Origin of the sequence: Akkermansia biwaensis, assembly GCF_026072915.1 — a bacterium.
In the GTDB taxonomy this organism is placed as follows: domain Bacteria; phylum Verrucomicrobiota; class Verrucomicrobiia; order Verrucomicrobiales; family Akkermansiaceae; genus Akkermansia; species Akkermansia biwaensis.
Genome location: NZ_AP025943.1, coordinates 1,035,133 through 1,052,413 on the forward strand (window position 1 = coordinate 1,035,133; position 17,281 = coordinate 1,052,413).

At 50.0% G+C, this 17,281-nt stretch carries 12 protein-coding genes; 6 read left to right on the forward strand and 6 right to left on the reverse strand.

The window, feature by feature from the left end:
- Position 1 precedes the first annotated feature (1 nt).
- Positions 2–1,753 (reverse strand): cation:proton antiporter, encoded by a 1,752-nt coding sequence (locus tag OQH67_RS04240; RefSeq protein ID WP_215434290.1) that lies wholly within the window; start codon positions 1,751–1,753, stop codon positions 2–4.
- 424 nt (positions 1,754–2,177) lie between these two features.
- On the opposite strand from OQH67_RS04240, the gene OQH67_RS04245 reads away from it, so the two are divergent.
- The gene (locus OQH67_RS04245) at positions 2,178–2,786 is read left to right on the forward strand and encodes a hypothetical protein (RefSeq protein WP_215434288.1); all 609 of its coding nucleotides are present in this window, start codon (positions 2,178–2,180) and stop codon (positions 2,784–2,786) included.
- A gap of 3 nt (positions 2,787–2,789) precedes the next feature.
- On the opposite strand, the gene queA is transcribed toward OQH67_RS04245, so the two are convergent.
- The gene (gene queA, locus OQH67_RS04250) at positions 2,790–3,779 is read right to left on the reverse strand and encodes a tRNA preQ1(34) S-adenosylmethionine ribosyltransferase-isomerase QueA (protein WP_215434708.1); all 990 of its coding nucleotides are present in this window, start codon (positions 3,777–3,779) and stop codon (positions 2,790–2,792) included.
- Positions 3,780–3,897: 118 nt separating this feature from the next.
- On the opposite strand from queA, the gene floA reads away from it, so the two are divergent.
- The 3 genes from floA (at position 3,898) to OQH67_RS04265 (ending at position 6,542) form a co-directional block, all read left to right on the forward strand.
- A complete protein-coding gene (gene floA, locus OQH67_RS04255; protein WP_215434287.1) occupies positions 3,898–4,923 on the forward strand; it encodes a flotillin-like protein FloA in 1,026 nt (341 codons plus the stop codon).
- Positions 4,924–4,978: 55 nt separating this feature from the next.
- On the forward strand, positions 4,979–5,632 hold the full coding sequence (locus OQH67_RS04260) for a hypothetical protein (RefSeq protein ID WP_215434286.1): 654 nt from the start codon (positions 4,979–4,981) through the stop codon (positions 5,630–5,632).
- Between the two features lie 124 nt (positions 5,633–5,756).
- Entirely contained in the window at positions 5,757–6,542 is a 786-nt protein-coding gene (locus tag OQH67_RS04265; protein WP_215434285.1) for a thiazole synthase, read from the forward strand.
- Between the two features lie 1,269 nt (positions 6,543–7,811).
- On the opposite strand, the gene OQH67_RS04270 is transcribed toward OQH67_RS04265, so the two are convergent.
- The 3 genes from OQH67_RS04270 to OQH67_RS04280 form a co-directional block, all read right to left on the reverse strand.
- Positions 7,812–8,441, reverse strand: a complete 630-nt coding sequence (locus OQH67_RS04270; protein WP_215434284.1) for an RHS repeat-associated core domain-containing protein — start codon at positions 8,439–8,441, stop codon at positions 7,812–7,814.
- Between the two features lie 161 nt (positions 8,442–8,602).
- Positions 8,603–8,998 carry a hypothetical protein gene (locus OQH67_RS04275; protein WP_215434283.1) on the reverse strand — a complete coding sequence of 132 codons (396 nt, stop codon included), beginning with the start codon at positions 8,996–8,998 and terminating at the stop codon, positions 8,603–8,605.
- Between the two features lie 9 nt (positions 8,999–9,007).
- Positions 9,008–14,077 carry an RHS repeat-associated core domain-containing protein gene (locus OQH67_RS04280; RefSeq protein ID WP_215458997.1) on the reverse strand — a complete coding sequence of 1,690 codons (5,070 nt, stop codon included), beginning with the start codon at positions 14,075–14,077 and terminating at the stop codon, positions 9,008–9,010.
- Positions 14,078–14,309: 232 nt separating this feature from the next.
- Between OQH67_RS04280 and OQH67_RS04285 the strand changes: the two genes are divergently transcribed.
- Both OQH67_RS04285 and OQH67_RS04290 read left to right on the forward strand, forming a co-directional pair.
- Positions 14,310–14,687, forward strand: coding sequence for a hypothetical protein (locus OQH67_RS04285; protein ID WP_215719991.1), 378 nt, complete (start codon positions 14,310–14,312; stop codon positions 14,685–14,687).
- Positions 14,688–14,836: 149 nt separating this feature from the next.
- Positions 14,837–15,184 carry a hypothetical protein gene (locus tag OQH67_RS04290; RefSeq protein ID WP_215711640.1) on the forward strand — a complete coding sequence of 116 codons (348 nt, stop codon included), beginning with the start codon at positions 14,837–14,839 and terminating at the stop codon, positions 15,182–15,184.
- Between the two features lie 677 nt (positions 15,185–15,861).
- Here the strand turns inward: OQH67_RS04290 and OQH67_RS04295 are convergent.
- Positions 15,862–17,157, reverse strand: coding sequence for an APC family permease (locus OQH67_RS04295; RefSeq protein WP_215437652.1), 1,296 nt, complete (start codon positions 17,155–17,157; stop codon positions 15,862–15,864).
- Positions 17,158–17,281: the final 124 nt, after the last annotated feature.

Consider the following 17,281-nt stretch of genomic DNA (forward strand, 5'->3'; position numbering starts at 1 on the left):
CTCACGCGTTCAGTTCCTCATGGCAGAGATCGGAGGTGCATTCGTTATTCAGTTCGGCCCGGATGCGCAAACGTTCGGAAACGATCTTTTCATCGTCCGCTCCACCCTCGCGCAGGAAATATTCCGCCATGGAAAGGGCCACTTCCGATTCCGAGGAGAAAACCTGGGAAGCTCCGGCTTCTTTCAGAATGTCCACATCCCGCATGTATTTGGTGTGAATCATCACATCGAGGCGGGGATTGAGTTCAATGGCCATCTCCACAATATCCTTGGCATCCGGAATGGAGGAGGAAAGAATCAAGCTTTCCGCGTATTCAATGCCCGCATGCTTCAGCACCTCCCGCTGGCGCGCGTCCCCGTACACGATTTTACCCCCCTGTCCCCGTATTCTGGTGACCGTATCTATGTTCATTTCCACGATGACGACTTCCACGCCGTTGTCGTTTAAAATGCTTTTAAGCATGCGTCCCGTAGGGCCGAACCCCACCAGCACCACACGCCGGGCATCTTCCTCAGGCGGCGGAACGACGTTTGCCAGGGAGTGAGCAGGAAGACCGATGCCGCGTCTTTCCAGCCATTTGACCACAGGAGTAATCTTACGATAGAGAATGGGATTTAATGAAATGGAAATGACGGCGGCGAGAATGATGGCCTGGTTGGCTTCCGGAGGCAGAATGCCGTACACCAGTCCTATTCCGGCAAGAATGAAGGAAAATTCCCCCACCTGCGCCAGCGCCACGGATACGTTCAAGGCCAAAGCCAGCGGCCTCCGCAGGCAGCGTACAACCACATAGGCGGCCAGGGGCTTGCCGATCATCACCACGGCCAGCGTTGCCAGGGCCAGCGGCCAGCAGTCGCCCACGGACATCGGATCAAACATCATCCCTACGGAGACGAAGAAAAGAACGGCGAAAGCGTCCCTCATCAGCATGGCCTCCGCCGCGGCGCGCGCGCAGAAGTCCGACTGGCCGACAACCATGCCCGCCAAAAATGCGCCCAGCACCATGGATGCCCCGAAAAATTCGGCGGAACATACCGCCACCCCCAGCGCAATGACCAGCACGGCAAGCGTAAACAGGTCCCTCGCGCCCGTTCGCGCCACATAACGCAGGACCAGCGGAATAATCTTTTTACCGGCAAACAGGGTCAGCGCGACCAGGACGGACAGCTTGACGAACATCCATCCTAATTCGGAAAGAATGCTGTCCCAGCCCCCTGCTCCGCTTTGCCGGGCCTCCATGACAGCGGGTATCAGAACCAGCAGAAGAATGGTGAACAAATCCTCCACCACCAGCCAGCCGAGAGCCACATGCCCGCTGGGGGTGTGAAGATTCTGATGGTCCTCAAGAACCCGCGTCAGAACCACGGTACTGGCTACGGAAATAGCCATGCCGAACACAAGGCCGGAAATCGTGGACCAGCCGAAGCACCACCCCACAATCACCCCAAGCACCGTAGCCACGGAGATTTGCACCACCGCGCCAGGGACGGCCACCTTTTGTACGGCAATCAGGTCCTTCAAATGGAAATGGAGGCCAACCCCGAACATCAGCAGAATGACGCCCAGCTCCGCAAATTGCTCCACCGTATGGCTGTCCGCTACAAAGCCCGGCGAATAAGGCCCTACGACAACGCCGGCCAGCAGGTACCCCACCAGCGGGGACAGGTGCAGCTTTCTGGCGATGAGACCGAAGAGAAGAGCGGCGGTCAAACCGCCGACGAATGTAAGAATGAGGCTGAAATCGTGATCCATAAATGGGGGAGTGACGGGTCTGAGGGATGGAATTGGTGAAGGTCCCGGCGGTTTTCAAGGCTATCCTGTTTGGACCGCCCCCACAAGAACGCAGTGCGCTTCACCCGGATACAGCCGTATTTTCACCGTGTCCGGGGAAAGATAGAAAAGAGATCATGGGAGTTACATGGATTTATGCCGTTTTATTGTATCAACGGTCCCGTTCCTTAACCGGCATCCACAACCGTGATTCAAAAAGGGCATGCCTCCATTCTGCCGGGCATGGCTTTCTCCTGGCCGCCTTTCCTGAACAAAACGCAGTGAACGGAGTCCCCATCCGCCAGCGTAGGCGCCTTTCATGTCGCTTTTATTTATCATTATTTATTATTTATTTGAATTAAATCATGAACATCATAGTCTCACCCATGATTATATTATCAAAGATATGCCACAACATTCCAATTTTAACAGACAATGGAACAGCCTGAAAAGCGAGATGAAACTGGAAGACCGTCCACTCCGGAGGCAACTGGAACACTTCATTGACCGGAAGCATGACCTTTTTGTTCTCGTGCAGTATGTAAAATCTCTGGCAGCCCTGGACCTCAGTCTTGATTTTCACCGCCGGTTCCACAAACGCAGCAGGGACGTGGCCGCCTCCATCCATTACTGGACTATTCTCTGCGTCACCGGCATTCACATGCGGATGGACAGGCTCCACAACCTTCCGGCCTGCACGAAAACGTTCCGCTTCAAACTGCTTCCCAAAATCGACCTGCTCAGAAGCTGCTACATAGCTTATCTGACGGATCAGCGGGAGAAAATCTGGAAGCCGGATTCGCGCATAAGCCGTTTCATCCGGTGCAAATGGAACGCCCCGGACCTGGAAGCCTCCTGCCTGGATAGAATCTGCAACAAGGCGGACGCCGGCAGATATGCCAACATTCTTGTCGTCATCCTCAGTGAAATTCTTCACACTCTGGGAGAACTCCAGAACACGCTGGACCTCGGAACGGCTCTGCTGGAATTCAGCCGGGACGCAGAGAAGCCCTGAGCATTACAGGATCAGCATGCAGTCTCCGTAGGAAAAGAATCTGTACCGTTCCCGAATGGCCTCCATGTATGCCTTCATGACCAGCTCCTTTCCGGCAAAGGCGCTCACCAGCATGAGCAGGGTGCTTTGCGGCAGGTGGAAATTCGTGATCAGCGCATCCACCACCTTGTATTTGTAAGGCGGATAAATGAAAATGTTCGTGAAGCCGGAACATTCACGGAGGGGCAATCCCTCCGCCGCGGCCACATGCTCCAGTACGCGCACGCTGGTAGTGCCCACGGCAATAACTCTTTCGGCTTCATTGATCGCCCGGGCGGTGGCTTCCGGCAGGAAAAAATGCTCCGTGTGCATTTGATGGTCCTCAATATTGTCCGCCTTGACGGGACGGAACGTGCCCACGCCCACGTGAAGCGTCAAAAAATCATGCGGTACGGAGGCAAGCAGTTCCGGTGTAAAGTGCAGACCGGCCGTAGGGGCGGCAATGGCCCCCTCATTCCTGGCGTATACCGTCTGGTAACGTTCCTTGTCCGAAGGATCGCTCTCCCGGTTCATGTAATGGGGAAGCGCCAGCCGTCCGTACTTTTCCTCGTCCACTTCCCGGTCAAACCGGATCAGGCGGTACCCTTCCGCATCGATTCCCTCCACCATTCCCACGGATTCTCCGATGGAAACGGCGCGTCCCACCTTCATTTTGCGCCCCGGACGCACCATGCACTTCCACAGAAGGGGATTGAGCACCTCGGCCCGGACAATCTCAATGGAACCGTCATTGGAAAAATACCTGGCGGGGACCACCCTGGTATCATTGAGGATGAAATGGTCTCCCGGCCTTACGTACTCCGGCAGGTCGCAGAAATGCCTGTGTTCCATCAAACCCGTATCCCGGTGGAGCACCAGCATCCGTGAGGCGGCGCGGTCCGGCAGAGGGCGGTCCGCAATCAATTCCTCCGGCAGAGGATAATCAAAATCAATGGTGCGCACGGCCAAGTGCATTGCCACGAATCCGCCGAAAGGTCAATACCTTTGAACATCGGGGAACACAATTATCTCTTTACCCTCATCCGGCAAGTATGGTATGGAGGGAAGCATGAACAATTTGCTGTTAGCGGACATGTCCAATGCAACTGTCTGGGGAACGTTCCTCATTGTCGTTCTCGTCATCTTCCTGGTGATCTTCTTCGCCATCATTGCCAAATTTTTCAAAACATGGCTGCGCGCGCGCCTGGCGAAAGCCCCCGTTTCCATGGGCAACATGCTCGGAATGTGGCTGCGGAAGGTGCCCTATCCCCTGGTGGTCGACACCCGCATCACTGCGGCCAAGGCCGGGCTGGACATCAGCACGGACGAGCTGGAAGCCCATTTCCTGGCCGGCGGCGACATCGTGGACTGCGTTCTGGCCCTGATTGCCGCGGAAAAAGCCGGCATTCCGCTGAGCTATGACCGAGCATGCGCCATTGACCTGGCGGTGAAAGGCACCTCCAAGACTGTGCTGGAAGCCGTGCGGACCTCCATCAATCCCAGGGTGATCGACTGCCCGAATCCGAGTTCAGGACAAACGCGCCTGACAGCCGTAGCCCGTGATGGCATCGCCGTAGCGGTACGGGCCCGCGTGACCGTGCGCACCAATCTGGACCTGTTCGTAGGGGGCGCCACGGAAGAAACGGTGGTGGCCCGCGTCGGGGAAGGCATCGTCTCCGCCGTAGGCTCCGCGCCATCCTACAAGGACGTTCTGGAAAAGCCGGAAGTCATTTCCCGCACCGTCAGCGACAAGGGGGTGGACGCCGCCACGGCATTTGAAGTTCTTTCCATTGACATTGCGGATGTGGACGTGGCCGGCAACGTGGGCGCGCGCCTTCAGGCGGAACAGGCTGAAGCGGACAAGCAAATTGCCCAGGCCAAGGCGGAAGTGCGCCGCGCCGCCGCCGTAGCCACGGAACAGGAAATGGCCGCCAAAACGCAGGAAATGCGCGCCAAGGTGGTGGAAGCGGAAGCCCAGATTCCCATGGCCATGGCGGAAGCCTTCCGCAATGGCAACCTGGGTGTGCTGGACTACGCACGCTACCAGAACGTGGTGGCGGATACCAAAATGAGGGACTCCATCGCCAAACCGGAAGCAACTCCTTCCTCCATTAAATAAACTTTCCGGTGTCCGGCGGATGTAAAGCCTCCTGCCGGACGCACGGCCCTTCTTCATGAATCTACTGGCAAACATCCTTGCCGCGCGCGGCGAAGACGGCAATCCGGAACTGTGGTTCTATCTGGTCCTAGCAATTGTCTTTATCGGCAAAAGTGTGATCAGCTACCTGAAAACGAAGAGAGAAGACAACGAGGAAGAGCCCGACCTGGAAACGGAAGACCATCACGAAAAACGCGTCAGGGAAGTCATTGCGGAAATGAGGCGAACCGTGCCCGAACGCCCGCAGCAGGCTCCCCGCCAGGAAGTGCCGCAGCCCCGTGTTGCCGCACGTGCGCCCCGACCCGCACCTTCCCCTGTAGAACTCCCGAATCCCTCCGTGAAGCGCAAGCAGCGTCCACAACCGGACCCCGTCCCGGACTGGGGGCACGGACATGCGCAGGAAGCCGCCAGAAATACGATGGAACGCTACGTGAAGGCAGAGGAGGGAGCGCATGAATCCATCCGTTCCCTCTCTGATGCGGAGCAGGCCGCTCTTCAGCGTTTGCAGCAACGGGAAAAGGAACGGCAGCCCGAATCGATCCCTTCTTCCTCCCTTCCTGGTCCCCGCCCCCTGAAAGATTCCCTTCGGCATTCCCAGTCTCTGAGAACGGCCATTCTCTATCAGGAAATCCTCGGGAAACCGAAAGCCCTGCAAGGTTTCCGGCAGTAGCTGGAGCTCGCGTTTTCTCCGGAATACATCCCATCCCGGTAATCCGGCCCTGGCTGAAAGGCGGCCTGTCTTCCAGCATTCGCTCTTGCACGCGGAAGGTGGAGAAGGTAGTCTTCATGCCGCAATGACAGACACACCTTTGCGGATTGCCGATCGTGAATTTACCTCCCGCCTGATGATGGGAACGGGGAAATTTGCCTCCAATGAGAGCATGAAGGAGGCGCTGGAAGCTTCCGGCTCCCAAATCGTGACTGTAGCCCTGCGCCGAGCGGACCTGACGGGCAATCACGATCCCGCCGCCAACATCCTGGATTTCATCAATCCGGAAAAATACCTCATTCTCCCGAATACCAGCGGAGCGGCTACGGCGGAAGAGGCCGTGCGGCTGGCCCGTCTTGCCGTGGCGGCCGGACTCCCCAACTGGATCAAGCTGGAAATCCACCCGGATGCGCAGTACCTGATGCCCGACCCCATTGAAACGCTCAAGGCAACGGAAACCCTCGTCCGGGAAGGCTTTACCGTTCTTCCCTACATCAACGCAGACCCCGTACTGGCCAAACGCCTGCAGGAGGCGGGCGCCGCCGCCGTCATGCCCCTGGGCGCGCCCATAGGCACCAACAAGGGCGTACTTACCCGTGAATTGATCAATATCATCATTGAACAAGCCACCGCTCCCGTGGTGGTGGACGCCGGCCTGGGCGCCCCCAGCCATGCGGCAGAAGCTCTGGAAATGGGTGCGGACGCCGTCCTGGTGAATACGGCCATTGCCGCCGCAGGCAACCCCTCCCTGATGGCGGAAGCATTCGCCCAGGCATGCCGTGCAGGCAGGTCCGCGTGGCTGGCCGGACTGGCCGCCGTCTCCGTCAAAGCGGCAGCCACCAGTCCCCTTACGTCCTTCCTGCGGTCATAAACTTTCCGAAGAGTTCTTTTACAGATATCCTGGCGGCTACGGTGGATTCCCATTTTAGGCATCCATAATTGTATTAATCGCTGATGATTAGAACCTCGACTATATTTCTACCGAATATAAAAAATAGTAGGAGGTTATCATTTTTTAAGTTTACTTTTTTCTGTGCTTACCAAATTATAATCTTTCACCATAATTAAAAATATAAGTTAATCTTAAAATAAATTTAAATAATTTCCTTTCTTCACATAGAATCCTATTAAAAAAAATAATGAGAAAAATTTCATGAAGGATATTATAAAAGAAAATGCATATACACAACTATATATTGATATAAATGAAATATGATTAATTACAGATTTTTTTCTTTTTCTATACAATGTTGAAATAGCATAGATCATAAACTTCCCAAAATAGATTACAATCAATAGCCTGAAAACCCAAATTACAAACCATATTAGCCACCATAAAAATATATAATAAATTAAATTGGAATCAAAGCTTCTGGCGAGAGCGTATCCGAAATAAATAAGACAACCAACAGGAAACCAGAAAACGAAAAAATTATTACTTGCTTTCTCTATCTCATTTCTTACATCCCCAGATATTTTTACTGATTTTTCTAAACGAGAATATATATGAGTTTTATTTATAATAAAAGAAATTAATATGATAATAATCCAAAATAATATCCAGTAAAAAAATACTTCTCCATAATATAATTTAAAGAAATAAGGAAATGTGTATATAATATAATATATCCACCATAACAAAGAATATAAAAAGAGAGATTCATTAAGACTGTTTCTCTGTAAGCCATAATTAAGATAATATCTAAGCGATACGGGACCTAAAAATGCATTTATAAGAACAGATATTACTTTATAATCTCCAGAATTCATTATTTAATTAAATCTCGCAAATAGTTATATAAACCTTCGACGCCACGAAATGCAGTGACGTTAAGCAAAGAGTCCAAAGCTTGCCATTGCAATATCTTTAAAGGGAAAATTTTCGCACATCCCTCGACAGTACCTTTCATTGTGATGGTATACCTGGAATGGTAATGACCCAACATCCGTTGTACTGTAGAGATCGGGCCCCCCACTGGATTTTTAAAATAAGGATATACGGATTCAGGTATCGGAATCTGAACAAAGTTATCAGGTTTTCCATACCCACCTACTCTTCCTAATGTTCCACGCGTTATAGGTTGCATAGGATTACGATTCACAGCATAAACAGGACCTTTTATTTTTCCAGATTGACCAATTAATTCCCTAGTTTTTTTGTAGTAATATGCTGAAGTTTAACTTTTGCAGTATTTTTCAAAGCATTTCCACTTGTAGATGACGCCCCTCCACATCCTAAACTCACCACTGTAAGAGCAACAGAAAGAGCTCCTAAACCACCGTGAATCATACGCTCTCCATCATCCATAGGTATAGTTACAGGAGAAAAATTTACAAATTCTACTTGGCTTCCTTCAATGGCTTCTACAATGTCAACTACACCAATGAAGTTACTCATACCTGTAGCCCCTGCTTTAAAACTACTAGTAACTATATTGTTTCCTTGTTTTCGACTATCTTCATAGGTACAGGTGGTCCATTCTATTGTGTCATTTAAATGTTTTTCTATATTTCCAACAATTTCATTTTTTATCTTTTCTGTTTCAGAAATAAACCTTTTTATCATACTCTCTAACCCAAGAGAATCACTATGCAAAGTTGTTGCATTTTTTACAAAGGAGTATAGATTCCAGCCATCTTTTTCTTCAACTGGATCCCTATTGATCCATCTTCCATCATGTGGATTGAGATAGCGGTAATTATAGTAGATAAGTCCCAGTTCATTGTCTGCATATTCGCAGGAAAAGCGGAGTTTATTGGCCTGAGCCATGTCTCCTTCTGTCATAGATTATCTCTGAAGGGCGCATTATGTGCATCGTGCCATTTACATTTGTTGTCCGTTGAAAATAAATTATAAATTCTTCAAATTATCATGAATGAAGAAAATAGCTAAAATTTATATGAGAATTATATTTTGAATTGTTTAGATAATCAGGGTTCTCTTTTATTATGAAAATTCCTTTTTTTATGTTTTAATTCTTTTCGAAGAATCTTATTTTTTTGCCGTCGAAATGTATGGTATGATTTTCCATGTTTGATTCGAGCATTTGGAAACGCCTGACGACTGAGATTTGACTCGCCGACAGGTGTTTTACTAATATTTTTTGATTTAATATATTTTTCTATGTATTCATATAAAAAACTTATTATGAACAACACAATTACAGTAATTACAGAAGAATTATTAAAAAGTATATCTTCTGCCCAAGATAATAAAATCATTAAAATGAGCGTAATAATTCCTAAAATTAAACCTTTCTTCCATCCTTTTAAATAAATTATAATAGTGAAAGCAATAAATAAATAAACTACGCTCAAATAATTCATAATGTGGATTTATCTTAAGGGATAAAAAGGACGTATAGGCGGTATATAGTTTGGATTTGTCTCAAGGATATCTGGTCCTGGAGTGGATGGTCCAATTGGTTGTATTGGGTTGTAAGGATCGTAAGGATCGTAAGGATCGTAAGGATTATGTTCTTCAAAATCTTCTATTCTAAGAACTGATATTATTGTTATTATAACAATGATATCCTGACAACACCCCTTGTTTTGTTGTTCTATTTCTTTTTTCGTCTCTTCATATATTTCACTTCCAATACGTTTTAATAATATTATAGAAACAAGTAACAATGCATTGTCTTGAGCACCGTTTTTATACATTTGGTATACCTCATTTTTATTTTGTTGTCTCTTGTGAAGTTTTCTACCATGCGGCGTTTTTGGCTTTCCATCACACATCCGAATCTTTTGACCGGCTTTAATGCGTTTACGCATTTTCAATCCACCTTGAATATTTTTATATATTTTGGTTCCTGTTTTGAGAGCTCCTGGCACTCCTACTGCCCCTAAAGCTGCTGATGTAGTAACAGAACCCCAATCAATATCTGTCCACGGTTCTTCTTTACCTTTTATATAGTTAGTAGCTACTTGGAATCCGTAATCAATTAACGCTCCTCCTAAGGCTCCGAATATTCCAATACATCCTAATCGATCATAAGATTTAGTAGGTAGATTTTTTACAGTCCTGTATAAATTCCATCCTGCCGACTCCTGAAGAGGATCACGGTTAATCCATCTGCCGTCTTGGGGATTGAGATGGCGGTAATTGTAGTAAATAAGCCCTAACTCGTCGTCCATATGCTCACAGGAAAAGCGGAACTTGTTGGCTTGAGCCATATCTCCCAATGCCGTGAAAAGACCTCCAAAAGGAGCATATTCGTAATAGGCTCTTTGTTTTTGCTCCCTATCAAAGACAAAAGCGACATTTTTCAGCACATCGTGCATGTAATAAAGATGCTCTTCTATCTCCATGGTGTTCGTCTTCCAGTAGGTCATCATCAGGATACGTGTGGCTGTCGGCTCTGTTGGATCCCACAAATAGCTTTTTAACAACGCTGGGATTGGATACATTAGATCCAGTTCCGCTATCTGCAGATAGCCATGGTATAAATAGTAGATGTGGCCGGATGTGGTTCCATTAATGACTATTTTTTTCTCAAAGCGACGACCTTGGCAGTCATAATTACAGGTGACGACAATCCGTTCATCTTCACTTATGAAGGTGACAGGCCGATCATTGGCATCGTAGCAAATATTCCAGATTCCTGTGGAGGTTTTAATCCTAGTCTGGTTGCCATCCGTGTCATAATCAGGAATGAAGAGTGTCTTTTCCGTAGATATATTAGTGTATTGGTTGAGATCATTAGCTTCGTAAGAAAGTTCTTTTTCTAACTCATAGGCAGTTTTACGGTTGCCGATATTATCATACTGATAGGAGAAACTTCCTCCAGCTTGGAACTGATCCTTGACCAATTCGCTACGGTTATTGTAAGTGAAGTTTCTCGTTGCGGTGGATGTGATCGCTTCTCTAGAATCTCGACGCTGGATGGGGCGCATCAATTCGTCGTATTGGTAAGCGTATCCGATAGATGCACTGCCATCCTCGGAATTTTCATAATCAATGGAGGTGATGAGGTTGAGTGTAGGATCGTAGGTATTCTTGCGAACCATGCCGTTGGGATAGGATAATTGGTTGAGGAAACCACTGGTTTCGTCATACTGCCACATAAAAGGAGTATCTAGACCTTCCAGATTCATCCCAATAATGGCACCTTTGTGGTCATAGTCAAGATGGGAGTGCTGCACGGCGCGGGTCCCCAGCATCAGGCGGTATCCGCAAGAACGACCAAATGCATCGTATTCTTCCTGGAGACAGTTTTCTATGGTTCCAAAGGTAGTATCCTGGATCATCCTGCCATAGGCATCGTAAGAGAATTCTCTGGTGCCCGAAGCATCAGAAACAGATATTGCCTGACCAAGGTGATTGTAGGAATAGATCCAAGGCTGGGTATCATCACTGTGGGAGACAGAGACAAGCTCCCCGGTGGCCGGAGCGTACTGATAAGTTGTTACAATGCCCCTGGCCTTGGTGAGTGTTTCCAGGCGGTTGAGTCTGTCGTAGGTTTTGGAAATACAGGAGCCGTCGGCATAGGTTTTCTTGAGTTCCAGTCCCGTAGCCGTGTCGTAGAGCCAGGTAGTGGTATCTCCATCGGTACGGTTGGAAGGATCGGTAATGATGTCTCCTTCATCCACCCTAAAAGTGGTCAGGGCAATCATATGGTCATTGTCGTCATAGACAAAGCAAGCCGGCTGAATGGCGGTACCGTATTCGGCCGTCTTTCTGCCCCGGATATCGTAGGAATAACAGGTGGTATCTCCCAAAGCGTTGGTAATGCAAGCAGGGGTGTCGCAAGAGGAAGGATAGGTGGTGGTAGTGATATTGCCCTGTGCGTCTGTTGTTCTGATGGTGCGGCCGACCAGGTCGGTTTCGATGGTAGTGATATTGCCGCGAGCATCGGTTTGCTTCAGAACTATTCCAGAGGAAGTGAAAGAACGTTGTTGCGAAGAATGGATGCCTGCATAGTTGACCTGACTTATGGTAAACCCGTCGATGATGATGGCTTCGGCTATGATATCGGAAGTAGGAATACTGCTGAACTGGGTGCGTTTAGCGGGAGCAGTGTGTTCTGTCCATCGCGTGCTTTGTTGTCCATAGGCATTAATAAAAAGAATTTTATTTTCTAATATGGAGTTTAACTGCGAAACCATGGTTTCGGTAGTTTGTGTCAAGGGCAGTCCTTGGGAATTATATATAGTAGACGTCTGAACCTGATAAATGCCGTCTTCCCGGGCCTGATAGTACGAGGAGCTTTCCGATATCCTGTTTTTAGCAGGATTATCCGGTTGAAGTTCATCTAGAAGAATGATCTGTTTTACAGTTTGGCCCAATTCATTATACTTCGTTAAGGTGGGAGCCATGTTTTCAATTTGGGTACGCACAAGCTGTCCCTTGTTATTATAAGTGTTTTTGGTGACAATAAATCCTCCCAGAGTATTGGGGTGTTCCTGCCACACGGTTTCTCCAAAACCGTTGGAAAGAGAACGTGAGAGGATGATTCCCTTGGAAAGAGTGGTGGTGAGTATGCCTTCTTCTTTCAACTCAAGTTGAGTTTCGATTTCCCGCTGACCGGTTCCGCCCTGTAAAATAGTGGTGCCATCATAATAAGTCTGGGTAATCAAGGTGGACCCTGAAGGGGTGATGACGGTTTTAGTGAGATGATTGTCACTATATGCGGTCTTGGTTACTCGGCCAAGTGTATCTGTTGAAGAGACAATTCTTCCTAAATCGTCGTACTCTGTGCTTTCAGTTGTTGTCAGAGCACCGATGTCACGCCGTATGGAAAGAATGCGTCCATCTGCATCCCTTATATAGGAAATGATTATTTCGGGTGTGGTTTCCGTTGCCGAGCGGATGGTTTCCACGAGTTGCTTGGCCGTGTTGTAGCCATAGGTGGTCACTACTCCATCCTCGTCGATCTCCTTCAAGGGACCGCAGCACATCCATTCCGTCGTGCTGAAGCGGCCGTTGCCCTTCGTCGTCTTGACACGTCTCTGCTCGTCGTCATATTCATAATCCTCCGAGGTAATCAGCGACCAGCCTTCCCCGGTGTGAACATACTGTTCACTTCTGGAAATCGTGCCGTTTTCAGCGATGTATTGTACGGTTTTGGTGCTTTGACCGGGAACAATGCTTCCATTGGCTTGAACAGTTTCCGTCACCTTGTGGATGGCTCTATATTCCGCGGTTGTTTCATAAGTGTAGAGCGTCTGTATGCCTTCAATGTCTTGGCTCATCTTCTGTCTGCCCCTGGCATAGGGATACTGTGCTGCGTCTCCATAGGTTTCAGAGACGCTTGTGTGAACCTGGTCCGAACCCAAGGCCGTTTCTGTTATCGTCGTTCGGTTCACCTGAGAAGTGTCTTCATAGGTGTAGGTCTTTGTCTTCAGGACGGTTTCCGTTCCGTCCTGGGCAATGATAATTTCCTTTTCCGTTGCTGGCCTGAAATCATTGAAGCGTAGATCGGCGTACGTGGTACGCATCCCTTTCTCTCCTCCTCCAGCCCACGGCGTAGCTTGCAAAACTACCCGGCCCTGGCCGTCGTACTCGTAGCGCGTGTAGCCTCCGTTGGGCTGGATTTCCAAAGACACGCGGAACTGGTCGTTGTACGTGTAGAGGGTGGTCTGTTCACTGGAAGTATTGTATCCTTCCGTGCTGCTGATGGTCAGCCAGCCGCCGTCGGTATACTTCTTCACCGTGCGCGTACTGCGGGAAGGCTGGGAATCATTGATGCCCCTGATAGTTTCAATCCGCTCCCACTTGGAGCCGGGCAGGGCGTTGCGTTCAATCGTGCGCACGATACGCTCATCCCCCTCTCCCTTGATGATGCTCACCTTGTTGCCTTCTTCCCGCCGTTCGATGAAGTGCGGTTCCTGCCCGACCCGTTGATTGGTGATGTAAGTCACTTTTACGCCATCCTCCATGGAAGTTCTATAAACGGCCGTCTTGTAGGGCTCTCCGGTAACCACAAATTCCCCATCATGGGAGGCAGAAACATTCCCGGGAGCGTACCACTCCAGGGCAAGGCTGTTGTTTCCGGGAATGCTTCGCATCAGCCCCTGGGCCCGGGAATAGACGCTGCTGAGAGAGCCGTCCGGGTTGTAGGCCACTTGAACCTTGCGGGCATACTCCTCGGCGGTCATAACGTGGCCCGAGGAGCTGGTGACGGAGACAACCTCTCCGGTGGCTGCTGAGAAGCGCAGGCTCATGCCGGAAGGAAGCACCATGTCCATGTAGGCGGGAGTGTCCTGGATATTGGGAGTGAGGTTTTCATTGAGCAGACGTACACGATAGTCCAGTTTCCTGGAGCTGCCGACGGGAGAAGCCTCGGAACTTCCCATTTCTGCCTTGAAATAGATATGGCTTCCGGAGGGACGCTTGACGGTGACGCACCGTTCATCTTCAGAGAAGGAAGCGCTCCATGCCATGGGGTGGTTGTAGCGCATGGAGGGGCCGCTGCTGGAATTGAGGGTAAGGGGAGTGGAAGAGTGTGCCATGCGCACGAACCTGGTCGGAGAGGGAGGCGGAGGAGTTCCTGCAAAAGGGGGATTGATACATGCATCGCCTTGACAATCCTGTTCATTGTCGGGATCGCCCGGAGTAGGTAATTGTTGGACACAGTTTTCGTCGCCCTCTTCATCGCACTTATCACAGGGACACGGGCATGGTTCCTCTTCGGTGGGCGGTTCGCTGGAGGAAGAAGACAGGGAACTGGAACTGGAACTGGAACTGGAACTGGAGCTAGAGCTGGAACTGGAGCTGGAGCTGGAGCTGGAGCTGGAGCTGGAGCTGGAGCTGGAACTGGAACTGGAACTGGAGCTGGAGCTGGAGCTGGAGCTGGAACTGGAACTGGAACTGGAACTGGAGCTGGAACTGGAGCTGGAACTGGAGCTGGAGCTGGAGCTGGAGCTGGAGCTGGAACTGGAGCTGGAACTGGAGCTGGAACTGGAGCTGGAACTGGAGCTGGAGCTGCTTGACTTGGGATCAAACTCAAAATCAAACCCTCCTCCTTCCGAAGAACTGCTTGAAGTACCCTCATCCTCTTCATCCCGATAAAGATTGACCAGGGTGATAACTTCCTCCCCTTCCTTGTCCGGAGGAGTTGCATTGGGGTCGAGGTAGGAATTGATGTCGGGCGCCTCCGCCTTGTCGGAAAGAACGGCAATGCAGAACTCCTGTCCGGAGCCCAGGGCGGGGTGGTATTCATGGACGATTTGGCACCAGTAATACCCCTGTTCGAGCACGACGCTCTCCGGCTTCACGGAAAGGTCCTTTGCTTCGCTGGTCAGTTCCACATTCTTGAAGGGAATGGACAGGGAGATGGAGGAATCGGCGTCCAGGGAGAGGAAATAGGTACCGCGTTTCATGATCTTGAGGTACCCGGTCCATTCATGGCGAGTGTCATCGGAAGCGGAGCGAGGGGAGATGAGAACGGGAGCGGTGATGCCGTTGACGTAGAAGTCGGCCTGCGGGAGGCCATTGGCGAACATGGGAACAAAGGGATAGCGGGGTTCCAGGGTGTTGTCGGTATTGTTCATTGTCTTGTAACTTAGGTTTTTGAATGATTTGTAAAATGTAAAAATCAGGATCAGAGTTAGTTGTTTTATTCAACGGTACAAGAGAGAAAAGGGAGAAAATGTTACAGGCAACTTACCTTGAACGATTGTGGCAATAATTTGTGCCACAAGGGTTTCCACGCCTTATACGTTTACGTGTGAACACCCCCGTTTTTAAGAGAAGAAAGGATATAGAGGGAGCGGGCTTTTTGGCCAGCAGTCAGGGCAGTTTTTGAGCAATGTGCCCAAGTGAAGAACTCATTAATTAAGATCGCAAAAGAACAGTCGCATTGATTAATCACCTTCCCAGAACCACGGTTCTTCTAGCTGACTGGAAATATGATCCGTCTGATTCAGGAAAATCCACTTCCCCAAGAAATCACTCCCTGTATCCCATCCATGAAATGCCGCAATTCATCTGTTCTTATGATAAGGCTCTTTACAAGCACCGCTTCAAATCAGAAAATATATTAAAATAAAAAAGATATGGCCTTAGTACTGCCATGCGCTACATGAATGTCCCACATCTTTTCACGACCATTTAAGCTATCATTAATCAATGATCCCTCAGCTTAATAGTCAGATTTTTTCCAGAGCAAAAGGAAAGTTTTCCCGCAGGGAGCATTTTAAAAAGAATTCCTCAAACCAAATCCTTTTCAGATCAGATTCTACTCTCAGGCGCCCTTGGGCCCAATCTTTTTCCGGATTACGATTTCCAGTATAAAGCAGCCGGCCACAAACAGCACGATCAGCGGAATGAGGTAAGGCTGGCTGAAAAACATCTGGTAGAAGAATGCCGCCAGAATGCTCAACATCAGGACAAATCCGGCAATGATCAGCAGGGCGTTTCCGTGCGTCTCTTTCCGTAGCCGCCAGTGGGCTACGAATACGGCCAGATAACTGATCAGGAAACAGGCCCCCGCAAGGTTGGCGATGGCGACAAGATTAAACGCGTTGGTCAGCACCAGAATACCCAGCAGCAGATAGAAGAAGCCCTGCGTTCCCCTCCCCCAGAAAGGCTGTTTGAACATGGCGTTCAACTGCCCGTTGCGGGCCAGTCCCCGGGAAATGTCTAGCATGCTGAACATTGTGGCGTTGATTGCGGATGCCGTCGCAATCAGGGCCGCCACGGATACGGCCACGAATCCCCACACGCCCAAAACAGGAAAGGCCGCCTGCGCCACGGCGGTTTCCGCATGCTTGTCCAGGGAGGACGCGGAGACATTGGTCAGCACCACGTATGACAGCACCAGATACAAAACCATCACAACGCCGATCGCCAGAAAGATGGCGCGGGGAAGCGTCCTGGCGGGATTTTGAAGATTGCCGGCCGTGTTGGCCATCATGCCGTATCCGGCAAAAGCAAAGAAGGTGAGGCCCACGCTTCCCAGCAGTCCGTCCAGGCCCTTGACGGGAATAACGTCCGCCCCAACGGGCACGGAAGAACCGAAGCTGGCGAGCATCAGGATGGTCAGAATCAGCAGTTTGAAGGCTACCAGCACCACTTCCGATTTGCCGACGGCCTTGACGCCTCCCATGTTCAGCGCCCCAAGCAGCAGAATGGCAATACTGGAAAAAAGACCCGTAGTAAACACCGTGACGGATTCATCCGGCAGGAACAGGCGGGAAGCGTACGCCCCGAAGGATTTGGCCACTAGGGCCACCGTGATGACCAGCGTGCCTAGATAAATCAGTGTGAGGGCCCCAGCCAGCGTTTTGTGGGAGAATCCCTTGTTGAAATAATCCATGATGCCGCCGGAACCGGGATAACGGGACCCGAGGCGTGCATAGGTATATCCGGAAAGCAGGGCGGCCACTCCGCCAATCAGGAAGGACCAGTACACGTTTTTGCCCGCCATGAGGGTCGCCTGACCCATCAGGGCGAATATGCCCGCTCCCACCATGGAGCCTATCCCCAATGCAATGACGTTCCACAGGGACAAATAAACTTTGGGAGCCGCTCCTTGCATAAAGGAATTAGAGGCTGCCAGCCGCCGGAACGTTGATCTTTGCACGCGGCATGACACGTCTCCCGCCCATCCGAGGGCCTCTGTCATCATGACTATTCCGGCACGGCTTTCCCCTTGAACCTGC

What these genes read in the sequence shown, in the direction of transcription:
- floA (WP_215434287.1), top strand. Translation starts at nt 3,898, where the DNA reads ATGTCCAATGCAACTGTCTGGGGAACGTTCCTCATTGTCGTTCTCGTC.
- queA (WP_215434708.1), bottom strand. Translation starts at nt 3,779, where the DNA reads ATGCACTTGGCCGTGCGCACCATTGATTTTGATTATCCTCTGCCGGAG.
- OQH67_RS04295 (WP_215437652.1), bottom strand. Translation starts at nt 17,157, where the DNA reads ATGCAAGGAGCGGCTCCCAAAGTTTATTTGTCCCTGTGGAACGTCATT.
- OQH67_RS04270 (WP_215434284.1), bottom strand. Translation starts at nt 8,441, where the DNA reads ATGGCTCAGGCCAATAAACTCCGCTTTTCCTGCGAATATGCAGACAAT.
- OQH67_RS04240 (WP_215434290.1), bottom strand. Translation starts at nt 1,753, where the DNA reads ATGGATCACGATTTCAGCCTCATTCTTACATTCGTCGGCGGTTTGACC.
- OQH67_RS04275 (WP_215434283.1), bottom strand. Translation starts at nt 8,998, where the DNA reads ATGAATTATTTGAGCGTAGTTTATTTATTTATTGCTTTCACTATTATA.
- OQH67_RS04265 (WP_215434285.1), top strand. Translation starts at nt 5,757, where the DNA reads ATGACAGACACACCTTTGCGGATTGCCGATCGTGAATTTACCTCCCGC.
- OQH67_RS04290 (WP_215711640.1), top strand. Translation starts at nt 14,837, where the DNA reads ATGGACGATTTGGCACCAGTAATACCCCTGTTCGAGCACGACGCTCTC.
- OQH67_RS04280 (WP_215458997.1), bottom strand. Translation starts at nt 14,077, where the DNA reads ATGCGCTACAACCACCCCATGGCATGGAGCGCTTCCTTCTCTGAAGAT.
- OQH67_RS04245 (WP_215434288.1), top strand. Translation starts at nt 2,178, where the DNA reads ATGCCACAACATTCCAATTTTAACAGACAATGGAACAGCCTGAAAAGC.
- OQH67_RS04260 (WP_215434286.1), top strand. Translation starts at nt 4,979, where the DNA reads ATGAATCTACTGGCAAACATCCTTGCCGCGCGCGGCGAAGACGGCAAT.